The sequence below is a fragment of the Limnospira platensis NIES-39 genome, from assembly GCF_026000695.1.
Classification (GTDB): domain Bacteria; phylum Cyanobacteriota; class Cyanobacteriia; order Cyanobacteriales; family Microcoleaceae; genus Limnospira; species Limnospira platensis.
In genome coordinates, this window is the sequence record NZ_AP026945.1 from 4,911,498 (window position 1) to 4,923,943 (window position 12,446).

Below are 12,446 nucleotides of genomic sequence, written 5' to 3' on the forward strand. Positions count from 1 at the left end.
AACTCTTACTTATCGCGGTCTCTATATCCACACCGTGATTAGTGGGCATATCCTAACCATTACAGTTAGGCATTAGCTTTCAATCACATCCTTTCCCCTTAAAGGCATACGCTTACACTTTTCACTACTCCACGGGTACATCCCGCCACTTGAGAGCCAATGAGGGGTTTAAACGTTCCATCTATGCGGGCATTCCATCTTTAGATTTGTCCTATCCACCGGGGTACTTTTAAAGGTCTGTGTAGGTAGTTATAGCAGCCTCCTACTTTTTTTCCCTCGCCCTTTTGAGCGCAGCGTATCAACCTATTTCGCTACTGACGCATTACAATGGTTCAAGCCGGACATTCGGTTTCCCTAATCATGGATGGTTGGCAGTGCTCGAGTGAGAGGTAGGTTCCTCTATTACGCCTTCCGTTCCCCGCTTCAACCCGTTGAGTGTGAATCCTCAAATTGGGGGTGGCTACCGCCGTTACTCTCAACCTTACGTTATACTCAAGGGGTTCACAACTTCCCTCTTTTTTTTCGCTCAGTCTTGACCTTGAGTCTCTCTGCCTTATCTGGTTGTCGAAGCCAGATGTTGAGACACATAGATAGTTATGGGATGGTCAGGGGTGCGAATCCCTTATATTCCACCAAGGGGTGGAAGTCCCACTAGGAGGTTATTTCAGGCATTGCAGCCCTATTTCACTCCTAAACGTCTCGCACGCTATATCTGCATCTAGCACGAAATATTCACCTTTGTTGATACTCTGGTAAATCCTGGCTATTGCATCTTGGGCTGACCGTCCGGGTCGGAACCCATAGCTTGTGTTTTCAAATCTCGATTCCCATTCAGGTTCGAGAACCGACTTAACCAAGGCTTGCCTCGCTCTATCTTGGATTGTGGGAATTCCTATTCCAGCTTTTTTCATCCCTACCAGGTTTTGGTATCCACACCCGTCGCAGTGGTTTTGCTTTGAGATTTCCCTTAATGTTCTTAACAAGCTCGAACCTTTGTCTTGGAGAGATTGCTCTTACTCCATCAACACCGGCTGTCTTCTTGCCTTGACCCGCCTGGGGGGCGGGTTTATTAAGCTGACTGTTGGGAAGCATGGCTGACCGTGGAACCCGCCCCTACAGCCGCACTGCTAAGAGTCGGGCATAATATGACTTCACCAATAGACGTTGCAACCTTCGTGCCTTTGCGTCTTGTCCCGATTTAGCTGCTTGGAATATACTCTTTTGGAGCTTGAATACTTTCCGTTGAACCTTAGTCCATGGGATTGCCTTCCATGCGTTGTTCGTAGTCTTGATTGGTCTGGGTTTGCCAAATCCTCTCTTTAAACTCGCTATCGCCATTTGTACACCTACTAGACTCTATTCCTTACAATCAAACCGTGACCTGTTAGCATATCCCTACCATTACAGCAGGGCGTTGGCTTTTGGTCACATCTCACATCCTCCGAGACTTGCGGTTACACTTATCCCTACTGATATCTCGACCAGATAATCAGAGTCTAAGAGGATTTAAAACGTTCCGTTTATATGGGCATTCCATCTTTAGATTTGTCCTCTCCACCGGGGTACTTTTAAAGGTCTGTGTAGGTATTGACGAGATTATCCTACTTTTCCCCTTACTCTTTTGAGCGCAGCGTATCAACCTATTTCGCTACTTCATTATTACGATGGTTCAAGCCGGACATTCGGTTTCCCTAATCATGGATGGTTGGCAGTGGTCTCGATTCTGGTGTTGGGTTACACCTCGGAGCCTTCCGTTCCCCGCTTCAATCCTGAGGTTGTGATTCCCAAAACTGGGGGTGGCTATCGCCGTTACCCTAATTTCCTAACTTTACTTATCCATTTATGGGCTTCCTATAAGGAATTTGTATGAGTTAGTTCGTTTTGACCTTGGGTTCCCTGCCTTGTTTTGTATATTTCTATACCAAACGTTGGGACATATAAACAGTTATGGAGATGGTCAGAGGCAAGCCTCTTGTATTCAACCAAGGGGTTGAATATAAGGAGCGTACTCCTGACCATCCCTATAACTGTTTATATGTCCCAAAGCGAAAGCAAGGCAGGGAACTCAAGGTCAATTCCACAAAGAAAATCGCAATACTCAATTATATAACATGGAGGATTAAAACCACTTGGGCGATTGTGGAAAAGAGTAACGGCGATAGCCACCCCCAGATTCAGGAATCATACCCCGTCAGATTGAAGCGGGGAACGGAAGGCGTGAGGGAAAACCTATTCCCAAAATTCCGACCACTGCCAACCATCCATGACTAAGGAAATCTGAATGTCCGACTTGAACCATCGTCAACAGCAGGCAGCGAAATAGGTTGATACACTGCGCTAAAAAGAGTAAGGGGAAAAGTAGGAGGCTCTTTGAACTACCTACACAGACCTTTAAAAGTACCCCGGTGGAAAGGACAAGTCTAAAGATGGAATGCCCATATAAACGGAACGTTTTAACCCCTTCTAGGCTCTGACAATCTGGTCGAGAAAGTCAGTAGTGAAAGTGTAAGCGCAAGCCTATTAGGGGGTGAGATGTGACCAGAAGCCAAAGCCATACTGTAATGGTAAGGATATGCTAACGGGTCACGGTTTGATTGTAAAGAATAGAGTCTAGTAGGAGTTACTATGACGAAAGCGAGTTTAAAGAAAGGATTTGAGAAATCAAAACCAATCAAGACGTGCGTTTGTATGGAAACAAATCCCATGGGCGAAAGTCCAGAGGAAAGTTTTCAAGCTCCAAAAGAGGATATTTCAAGCAGCTAAATCGGGACAGGACGCGAAGGCAAGAAGGTGGCAACGTCTATTGGTGAAGTCATATTATGCCCGACTCTTAGCAGTGCGGCGAGTGACTCAAGATAATCAAGGCAAGAAAACAGCCGGAGTCGATGGAATGAAAGCAATTTCGCCAAGACAAAGGTTTGAACTTGTTAAGAACATTAAAGGAAACCTCAAAGCAAAAGCACTTAGGAGAGTATGGATACCAAAACCTGGTAGGGATGAAAAAAGCTGGAATAGGCATTCCTACAATCCAAGATAGAGCAAGGCAAGCCTTGGTTAAATCGGCTCTCGAACCTGAATGGGAATCGAGATTTGAAGACACAAGCTATGGGTTCCGACCTGGTCGGTCTGCCCAAGATGCAATAGAACGAATCTATCTATGTATTAAGCATAGTAGTTATTATGTATTGGACGCAGATATAGCAAAATGCTTTGACCGAATAAACCATGATTACCTACTGTCCAAAATTCATTGTCCAAGCAGCCTGAAAAGAGACCTAAAACAATGGCTCAAAGCAGGTGTACTAGATAACGGTGTATTTGAGGATACTGAAACAGGGACACCTCAAGGAGGGGTAATAAGTCCAATACTCGCCAACATTGCACTGGATGGCATGGCTAGATTAATTGAAACAACGTATCCAAAAGTAAAAGGGGTTAAAATTAAAGCCACCGTAATAAGATATGCCGATGATTTTGTAGTGATATCACCATCACTAGAGATTATTGAACAGTGCAAGATTGCTATTTATGAATGGTTAAAACCTATTGGGTTAGAGATTAAACCGGGAAAAACTCGAATCTGTCATACACTCAATCCTATTGAATATGATGGAAAACTTGAAGAACCCGGATTTGATTTTCTAGGATTCAATATTAGGCAATATCCTGCAGGAAAATATAAAACTGGGAAAACTGGTGGAGCAGCAAGCCGTCCAATCGGTCACAAAACTCACATCAAACCCAGCAACAAAGCAGTTAAAGCCCACACAGAAGTGATTAAGGATGCAATAAAAAATCTTAAAACCGCACCCCAATCAGCCCTGATAAGCAAACTAAACCCAATCATAAGGGGATGGTCAAACTATTATTCAGCGGTAGTCTCATCAGAGACCTTCGTTAAGCTAGACCACAAAGTCTGGTTAATGTTAAGGGCATGGACAGTATCAAGATGCGGAAAGACAAGTTACAAGAAGCTAAGAAACTATTTCAGTCATGGAACGGTTAGACTTAGTAATGGGAAAGAAAGGCATGAATCTTGGTTGTTCCAGACTAAGGATGGACTCACATTATGGCAACATAATTGGACTCCGATTGTCAGACACACCCTGATACGCCCTGACGCAACACCATATGACGGAAATTGGACTTACTGGGCAACTAGGAAAGGACAAGCAATTGACACGCCAAATAGGGTAGCAAAACTACTCAAAAAGCAAAAAGGCAGATGTACCTGGTGCGGACAGTATTTTGCACCATCGGATTTAATTGAAGTAGACCACATTGTACCTCGAAGCTTAGGCGGAAAGGATGAATACAAAAATCTTCAACTACTACATCGCCACACCCGCGATGATAAGACGGCATTAGATAATGTCAACGCTGTATCCCTAACAATGGAGCAATCAAATTAGGAGCCGTATGAGGTGAAAGTCTCAAGTACGGTTTTGTATGGGAGGGGGAGATGGCGACATATCTCTCGACCCCTACTTGACTGAATTATCTATCAGGGGTGGCATTTATGACTAGATCGCAAGAAACTCCCAAGAGCATAAATCAATCACAAGAGGTTGAGTTAGAATCTGTTGAGTCTGAACCACAACTGGATGAGTTGGTTGATCTTTTGATTGATGTGTTGCTTGGGAAGCCTAATGATGAATCTATCACTAACTCACCTCAAACTCCCAAAGTTGATAATTCTCCATCTCAAAATAGCAATATTAAGCATGAACAAAAATCCTCATATTCTCGGAAAAGTAATTCACAAAATCTGGGTGTGAAAAGGGAGGATCTACTTTCTGCTCAACCATAAGATTTTACCCAGGTAGAGACTAAGAAGGTAGAGACTACTAAGAAGATAGAGACTCAGGTAGAGACAGCATTCTCTGAGTTAATCCCAGAGGATGAGGAAGTGGTGACTAAGGCGGTTCGATTAATTGAAATTTCCCCAAATGAGTTTAGTAAGTATTTTGATGATCCAGTGTCTGTCCAGTCTGGAGAAACTGCTAAATCTCATGCAAATAATAATAATGGTTCTGATTTGGAGGAGGAGAAAACCTCTGTTTCTGCGCCGCCATAAAACCAAACCAGCGATACAGAAGTAGATCTAAGTCAGGACTTGTCCGACCCTTTCGACCCATTACAGGATCTGCTGCTAGGTTCCAAATTCTCGGAGTTTGAAAAAGTCACTAAAAGTTATCTTGAGACTGAGTTACCGAGGCTACAGAGCCCAATTCAGTCAGCGGAACAGAAACTGCAAGCGGTTCAGGATAAATTTGATGATCCTGGCAAGATTTTTAACCTATTACTCCCAGCTATAACAGCTATCATTAATGAGCAAATGCTTCTGTCTCAACCACAAGTTATAGACTCAATTGTGCCGATTATTGATGAGATTATTGCGGGGAAAAAACGACAAGATAAGTCGGGGATGATTAATGCGATCGCCGATTTATTACCTGGGGCGATTTCTCAGCATATTAAAAACGCCCCGGAAGAAGTGGCGAAGGCTTTAGCGCCGGAAATAGCGATCGCGCTTCGTGAGCAAAGAAAATTAGATCAAAATGCCATAGCTAATGCTTTAGCACCAGAAATGGGTAAAGCTATTAAGGAGCAAATTCGCCTAGAAAGTGATGCGATGGTAGATGCTTTATATCCTGTGATTGGTAATACTATCAGCAAATATCTAGCCGAGGCTGTTCAGAATATTAACGACAAAGTAGCTAATGCTTTTAGTTTTGAGGGAGTGGCGCGGAAAATTAAAGCTAAGGTGAAGGTGGTTTCGGAAGCAGAATTAATCCTCAAAGAATCTTTACCTTTTGCAGTTCAAGCCATCTTTTTAATTCATAAAAACTCAGGGTTAGTGATTTCGGAGGTGCAGGCTTCTGGTAGCTATAGCCTTGAGTCAGAAATGGTAGCCGGGATGTTAACTGCTATTCGCAGTTTTGTGAATGATTGCATTGTGCAAATTGATAATTATTCAGAACTCAATGAGATTGAGTATGGGGATTCTAAAATAATCCTAGAGGTGGCGGGTTACTGTTATTTAGCTGTGGTAACTAAAGGGGAACCCACGCCAGAATTTATCGAAAAAATGCGACAAACTATGGGTATAATTGTTTTAGATTACGGAGAATTTATCGAAAATTTTGATGGCGATCGCGACAATATTCCGCTGGCTGTACATCAGTTATTAGAAAGTTTAATTAAATTTGTATTTGAGAAAAAATTAAAGCGACTACCTCTGGCTCTGATTAGTTTGGGAGTATTTATCGGGTTGTTAATTTTAATTCCTTGGGGATATTTTTCTTATCAAGAATACCGGCAAAGACGCATAGCATATCAAACCGCCCAAACCTTAGCTGCAACTCCTGAGTTAGCGATTTATAAGATTGCTGTCTCAGGGGAAGGTGAGCAATTAAGACTGAGTGGAAAAGTTCCTAATGAAAGATTACGGTAATTAGCGGAAAACTTAGCTGTATATAGGGCTTCTGACTTGCAGATAGATAACCAAATTATCGCTGTTGATGTACCGCCAGATCCTATAGTAACGGCTGGAGAAGTGGAACGCATGACGGGGATTTTCCATGAAATTGCTGGCGTTAATATTGAAAGCAATTATAGTGATAGCGATCGCCAAGTTATTATTAGTGGTCAAGTCAGACAAATGAGAGACGCTCAAATAATTCCCGCCGCCTTTGAAAATATTCCTGGGATAAAATCAGTTTTTAGCACCTTAAAAATCGATCCAGTCCGCATAGAAAATCGCATCTACTTTAATTCCGGTTCAGCACAGCTTAACCCCCAAGATCTGCAAATCATAACCAAAATCCAAGAATTTCTGGATCGGTATCCGCAACTATCGCTCAGAATTATTGGTCATACTGATCTGAGGGGAAATGCTGCTAGAAATCAGCAATTAGCCCTCAATCGAGCCATAGCAGTTCGGGACGCTTTGACCAAACAAGGAATTGACCCGAAACGCCTAGAGGTAGTAGGTAACAGCCAGCCACCTACAGATGTTGTATCTCATCAGCCTTTCTTATTGGGGAGAACTGTGGTATTTGAAATAATAGATAACCAAGACCAGAACCAGGGAGAACAACCTTAATCCAATGTCTAAAATTTCTAAAAAAATGTGTATGGTTGGTGACTTTAGCGTTGGCAAAACCAGCCTAATTCGGCGTTTTGTAGATGGTCAATTCAGCGACCAATATCTGTCAACAGTGGGAGTGAAAATTTCCCGCAAAGCTGTTGACTTACCCAACGTAAAACCGGAAGAAATAGTCAATTTACAGTTGTTAATTTGGGATATAGAAGGGCACACAAAATTTCAAGCAATTGCGCCTTCTTACCTACAGGGAGCGGGCGGGGTGATTTTGGTAGCCGATCTCAGTCGCCAAGAAACTATTGAGCGGTTAATTGAACACTTGAACTTGTTTTTATCTGTGAACCCAAAAGGTGAAGTAATTGTAGCTTTGAATAAGGCTGATTTGGTGAATGAAAAAGACCTGGAAAAATTGACTAAATATGTGCCAGAACCAGTTATCGAAAAAGCCCTAGGTATTTATCCCACTTCAGCGAAAACAGGTGATTATGTGGATGAAATATTCCAAAAATTGTCTTATAGTATGGTGGTTAAGGTTTAATCATTACCCATAATTAGGACTTCAATAATCAGGTATAATTAGTTAAAATCAGGGTCTCCAAAAACTTGAATATACCAGAGGATAATATGAAGCAACTTGGCTCGAAAATTGTAGTTCCCCATCACTTAGAATATTTAATTATTGATGCTAATTTAATCATCTGTGAACTGTCAGCACAGGTAGATCGTTTTGCTGATGAACCGGAGTCATTTCAACTTGGTGAAGATATCCACAATGGCTTACCAGAACTCTTCGGAACTGAGGAGATGTTAATGGAGGTATTGCGGGGAGAATTACCATCTTTTGAAATGAAAGGAATTGGTCGTTTTGCTGACCCAGACTCCCCCCTTTATTTAGATTTTTTTGCAAATCGGTATTATGATGATAAAACGCAAGAATATCAGCTAATTATCTTCTTTTCTGATGTGACAGATAGAATGGTTTTAGAGCAAAAATTAGTTCAAAGTACCAACGAAACTAGCCTGTTATTAAGAGCCTTAGCGGAAAGCGAAGAAAAATATCGAGATTTGTTTGAAAATGCTAGTGATTTAATTCAGTCTTTTGGTATGGATGGTAGTTTTATCTATGTGAACAGAGCTTGGAAGCAAACTCTAGGATATACTGAATCTGAAATATCTAATCTGACTATTTTTGATATTATTCATCCTGATAATAAATTTCATTTTTTACAGATTTTAGCTCGTCTTGTGAGGGGGGAGTTAGTTGATTCTATTAAAGCGGAATTTATTACTAAAGATGGTAAGAAAATTTCAGTAGAAGGTAGTATCAATTGTAAATTAGAAGATGGTAAAGCGATCGCCACACGAGCCATTTTACGGGACATTACGGAACGCTTATTAACAGAAGCAGCTTTACAGCATGAGCGAGAACAAACGGAACGTCTTTTACTTAATATATTGCCTAAAAAAATTGCTGATAAGCTGAAACAACAACCGGGTAGCGGAAATTTTTGCGGAAGTTACAGTATTATGTACTGATATTGTCGGTTTTACCCAGTTAGCATCGGAACTTTCTCCTGTGGATTTAGTCAACCTTTTAAACAAAATTTTTTCGGCTTTTGATATGCTCACGGAAGCCTATGGATTGGAAAAAATTAAAACTATTGGAGATGCTTATATGGTAGTGGGAGGACTCCCACACCGTCGAGATTATCATGCTATTGCTATTGCGGAAATGGCTATTAATATGCAAAAAGTTATGGCTGAATTAAATAAGACACAAAACCGAAAATTAAGTATCCGCATAGGTATTCACAGCGGACCAGTAGTGGCGGGTGTGATTGGTTTGAAAAAATTTATATATGATTTATGGGGTGATACGGTTAACACTGCATCCCGAATGGAGTCCCATGGCGTACCTGGTAAAATTCATGTTTCTGAGGATACTTATCAACTCCTACAACATCAGTATTTATTTGAAAAGCGAGAGATGATAGATGTCAAAGGTAAAGGTAAAATGATTACCTATTTTCTGTTTGGACCCAAAAAAAATCCCAGCTTTAATAATAGTGAGGTCACAAGTAATGTGAATTGATCACTGGTGAATTTTCACTATTTACTGTTATGTATCATCTGGTTTATTTCCGGTGTTGCGAACATCAATCAATCGGTTGAGGAGATCAAACCAAAATGAAGATCCCATGGAGATAGCGATCGCTGTTAATAGCCAACCACCAATGACTCTAAGAATTGTCAATCCCGAAATTTCACCGCCGAATTGGTAGGCTAAATTAGCGGAACTCCAACCCAAAGGAAGAGACCATAGTTTCTCTTGTGCTATCTTGAGAAAATCCTCACTGACAAGGGTTTCACAGTCGTTTTTATCTAAGGAATTTTGACTTAAACAATTGATATAGTTTTGCCAGGAATCACTATCACTTAAAATTATCTGAATATCTTGGCTAACTTGTTGGCGAATTACAGGTTCTAAGGAGAGGCGGTTAGCAATATTAATAGTATCAACATTCATGATGATGGCAGCCCCAAATCCCAAGGCTAAAATCATCAACTTAACTCGACGTTTAAAGACACCAGAAGCGCGATCCATTGATTGATTAAACCATGCCATTACCTCGGTTTCTAAAGCCTTAATAAAAACATTTTCAAAACAATTAATTTGTGCTTGATTAGCGAGCGATCGCATTAATCCTATATGTTCCGGCTTGAGAATTTTGGCGACGGGTTGAGAAGCGATCGCCTCCTTAAAATCATCCACAGATAAAGTGACAATTTTTGATTCTTGTCCCGCAGTTTCCATCAACACACTAATCAACGCCAAAGAAAAGGTATCATCAGGAATATAAGAAGGACCCACACCCCGGTTAAATCTATCAATTTTATAATCTTGTAAAGACCCGACTAAAGGATGATTATAAATCTTTTCGGTCATGGCATCCCCTAAGATACTCTGAATAGATGCCTTGAGATTTTGGGCGCGCCAGTCAAACAAATAAGAGGCGATAAGTTCCTGTAAATTTGATACAAAAAGGCTTAAAATCAGGTAAATAAAAAACAGACCGATCGCTACATTAACTAAAGCCGGAATATTCATAATTTGTGTGGGTGATTAAATCAGCATTTAATTAATAAATTATACCTCTGGGACATGATTAATTTGGGTGATGCCCCAATTATCTATAAGATTATCCCCAATCAATGTTAAAATAACTATAATATCATTAGATATCCCTAAAATCAAATAGAGCGACATTGTAAAATATTCCAACTATGACCGTAAATTCACCCGTAGACTTTCAAGAAGAATTTGATATCATCGTAGTCGGTGGCGGACACTCAGGCTGCGAAGCGGCTTTAGCGGCAGCGCGTTTGGGTTGTCGCACCTTGCTGCTGACCCTGAATTTAGATAAAATTGGCTGGCAACCCTGTAACCCGGCTGTGGGGGCTCCCGCGAAGTCTCAACTCACCCACGAAGTTGATGCACTGGGGGGAGAAATTGGCAAAATGGCCGATCGCACTTACCTGCAAAAACGTCTACTTAACAACTCTCGCGGGCCGGCTGTTTGGGCGTTGCGGGCGCAAACGGATAAGCGCGAATATGCAGCAGTAATGCGACAAATAGTCGAAAACCAAGAAAACCTATCAGTCCGGGAGGGAATGGTAACGGATTTAGTATTAGGATTAAATGACGAAATTATAGGTGTAGAAACCTATTTTGGTGTAGCATTTGCCTGTCAAGCTGTCATCCTAACTACTGGGACTTTTTTAGGTGGAATTATTTGGGTGGGTAACAAATCCATGCCAGCGGGACGAGCTGGAGAATTCGCGGCCGTAGGACTTACAGACACACTGAACCGCTTGGGGTTTGAAACCGGACGACTGAAAACCGGAACTCCCGCACGAGTAGATAAGCGATCGGTTGATTATAGCAACTTAGAACCTCAGCCAGGAGATGAACGAGTGCGATGGTTCAGTTTTGACCCTCAAGTGTGGGTTGAAAGGGAACAAATGAACTGTTATTTAACCAGAACTACGGCGGAAACTCATCGATTAATTAGGGAAAATTTGCATTTATCGCCGGTTTATGGCGGTTGGGTAGATGCTAAAGGCCCCCGTTATTGTCCGAGTATTGAAGATAAAATTGTGCGGTTTGCAGACAAGGAAAGTCACCAGATTTTTATTGAGCCGGAAGGTCGTCATATTCCTGAACTTTATATTCAGGGATTTTCTACTGGTTTACCGGAAAAATTGCAGTTAGAAATGTTGCGGAGTCTTCCCGGTTTGGAAAACTGCGTTATGCTACGCCCTGCTTATGCGGTGGAATATGATTATTTGCCGGCAACTCAGTGTTATCCTACTTTGATGACTAAGAAAATTGAGGGATTATTTTGTGCTGGTCAAATTAATGGTACAACTGGATATGAAGAAGCGGCAGCCCAGGGAATTGTGGCGGGAATTAATGCGGTTAAATTAGTGCGGGGGGAAGATATGATTGTGTTTCCTCGGGAACAAAGTTATATCGGCACTTTAATTGATGATTTGTGTACGAAGGATCTACGAGAACCCTATCGAATGTTAACCAGTCGGTCGGAATATCGGTTATTATTGCGATCGGATAATGCCGATCGCCGCCTAACTCCCTTGGGTCGGGAAATTGGTTTAATTGACGATCGCCGTTGGCAATTATTCCAACAAAAACAGGCTAATATTATCGCCGAAAAGCAGCGGCTAGACCAGACCAGAGTTAAGGAACGCGACGAAATTGGTATAGCGATCGCCTCTGATACTCAACAAAAAATTAAGGGGTCAATTAGCTTGGCGGAATTGTTGCGCCGTCCTGGTTTTCACTATGGCAATTTAGAACATTACAACCTAGGTAATTCTCAGTTATCCTTAGAGGAAAAAGAAGGCGCGGAAATTGAGATTAAATATTCCGGCTATATGGAACGCCAGCAAAACCAAATTGATCAGATCAGCCGCCATGCTAACCGCCAACTTCCTCAAGACTTAGACTATCTTACCATTGAAACCCTATCTATGGAGTCACGGGAAAAGTTAAACCGGATCAAACCCTTAACTATTGGTCAGGCTTCCCGTATTGGTGGGGTTAACCCCGCAGATATTAACGCTTTGTTAATTTATCTGGAAGTCCGCCACCGTCAAACTGCGATCGCCATGAAATAAGGGTTGATTATTAACTATCCATTCGCCGGGTTTCTATTCATTCAGAAATCCGGTTTTTCTTTTAAATATAACCACATTGCCATCTACTAATCATAAAATTTTGCTTAAATTTGTACAATTTTATACAATTATGATTATA

10 protein-coding genes and 2 pseudogenes are annotated in these 12,446 nt (G+C 41.5%); 8 read left to right on the top strand and 4 right to left on the bottom strand.

The features are described 5' to 3' along the window. Positions 1-659 precede the first annotated feature (659 nt). From N39L_RS24260 to N39L_RS24270, 3 genes are read right to left on the bottom strand one after another with little or no spacing between them, the layout of a single operon-like run. The gene (locus N39L_RS24260) at positions 660-911 is read right to left on the bottom strand and encodes a reverse transcriptase domain-containing protein (RefSeq protein ID WP_014274778.1); all 252 of its coding nucleotides are present in this window, start codon (positions 909-911) and stop codon (positions 660-662) included. After that, complete coding sequence (locus N39L_RS24265) at positions 871-1,092, bottom strand: hypothetical protein (protein WP_014276140.1); 222 nt, start codon at positions 1,090-1,092, stop codon at positions 871-873. Before N39L_RS24265 ends, N39L_RS24260 begins: the two co-directional genes overlap by 41 nt. Before the next feature lie 21 nt (positions 1,093-1,113). After that, positions 1,114-1,338 (bottom strand): reverse transcriptase N-terminal domain-containing protein, encoded by a 225-nt coding sequence (locus N39L_RS24270; RefSeq protein ID WP_014276141.1) that lies wholly within the window; start codon positions 1,336-1,338, stop codon positions 1,114-1,116. Positions 1,339-2,625: 1,287 nt separating this feature from the next. Here N39L_RS24270 and ltrA point away from each other — a divergent pair. The 7 genes and pseudogenes from ltrA to N39L_RS24310 all read left to right on the top strand — a co-directional run. After that, positions 2,626-4,412: pseudogene (gene ltrA, locus N39L_RS24280) on the top strand (group II intron reverse transcriptase/maturase). Positions 4,413-4,519: 107 nt separating this feature from the next. Next, positions 4,520-4,810 (top strand): hypothetical protein, encoded by a 291-nt coding sequence (locus N39L_RS24285; RefSeq protein WP_006616539.1) that lies wholly within the window; start codon positions 4,520-4,522, stop codon positions 4,808-4,810. A gap of 102 nt (positions 4,811-4,912) precedes the next feature. Next, entirely contained in the window at positions 4,913-5,077 is a 165-nt protein-coding gene (locus N39L_RS24290) for a hypothetical protein (protein WP_157888738.1), read from the top strand. Between the two features lie 39 nt (positions 5,078-5,116). After that, positions 5,117-6,457, top strand: coding sequence for a hypothetical protein (locus N39L_RS24295; protein ID WP_006616540.1), 1,341 nt, complete (start codon positions 5,117-5,119; stop codon positions 6,455-6,457). Between the two features lie 36 nt (positions 6,458-6,493). Continuing rightward, positions 6,494-7,108, top strand: a complete 615-nt coding sequence (locus N39L_RS24300; RefSeq protein ID WP_006616541.1) for an OmpA family protein — start codon at positions 6,494-6,496, stop codon at positions 7,106-7,108. 4 nt (positions 7,109-7,112) lie between these two features. Beyond that, positions 7,113-7,646, top strand: a complete 534-nt coding sequence (locus tag N39L_RS24305) for a Rab family GTPase (RefSeq protein WP_006616542.1) — start codon at positions 7,113-7,115, stop codon at positions 7,644-7,646. Between the two features lie 494 nt (positions 7,647-8,140). Beyond that, positions 8,141-9,200, top strand: a pseudogene (locus tag N39L_RS24310) (adenylate/guanylate cyclase domain-containing protein); the annotation flags it as partial. Positions 9,201-9,227: 27 nt separating this feature from the next. Here the strand turns inward: N39L_RS24310 and N39L_RS24315 are convergent. Next, positions 9,228-10,217 carry a hypothetical protein gene (locus N39L_RS24315; RefSeq protein ID WP_014276628.1) on the bottom strand — a complete coding sequence of 330 codons (990 nt, stop codon included), beginning with the start codon at positions 10,215-10,217 and terminating at the stop codon, positions 9,228-9,230. A 176-nt stretch (positions 10,218-10,393) separates the two neighbouring features. Here N39L_RS24315 and mnmG point away from each other — a divergent pair, with 176 nt between their 5' ends. Further along, positions 10,394-12,307, top strand: a complete 1,914-nt coding sequence (gene mnmG, locus N39L_RS24320) for a tRNA uridine-5-carboxymethylaminomethyl(34) synthesis enzyme MnmG (protein WP_006616246.1) — start codon at positions 10,394-10,396, stop codon at positions 12,305-12,307. The last annotated feature ends 139 nt before the right edge of the window (positions 12,308-12,446 follow it).

Bases quoted from the DNA above. Each gene is read 5' to 3' on its own strand.
- N39L_RS24260 (WP_014274778.1), bottom strand. From the start codon at position 911: ATGAAAAAAGCTGGAATAGGAATTCCCACAATCCAAGATAGAGCGAGG.
- N39L_RS24265 (WP_014276140.1), bottom strand. From the start codon at position 1,092: ATGCTTCCCAACAGTCAGCTTAATAAACCCGCCCCCCAGGCGGGTCAA.
- N39L_RS24305 (WP_006616542.1), top strand. From the start codon at position 7,113: ATGTCTAAAATTTCTAAAAAAATGTGTATGGTTGGTGACTTTAGCGTT.
- N39L_RS24285 (WP_006616539.1), top strand. From the start codon at position 4,520: ATGACTAGATCGCAAGAAACTCCCAAGAGCATAAATCAATCACAAGAG.
- mnmG (WP_006616246.1), top strand. From the start codon at position 10,394: ATGACCGTAAATTCACCCGTAGACTTTCAAGAAGAATTTGATATCATC.
- N39L_RS24270 (WP_014276141.1), bottom strand. From the start codon at position 1,338: ATGGCGATAGCGAGTTTAAAGAGAGGATTTGGCAAACCCAGACCAATC.
- N39L_RS24315 (WP_014276628.1), bottom strand. From the start codon at position 10,217: ATGAATATTCCGGCTTTAGTTAATGTAGCGATCGGTCTGTTTTTTATT.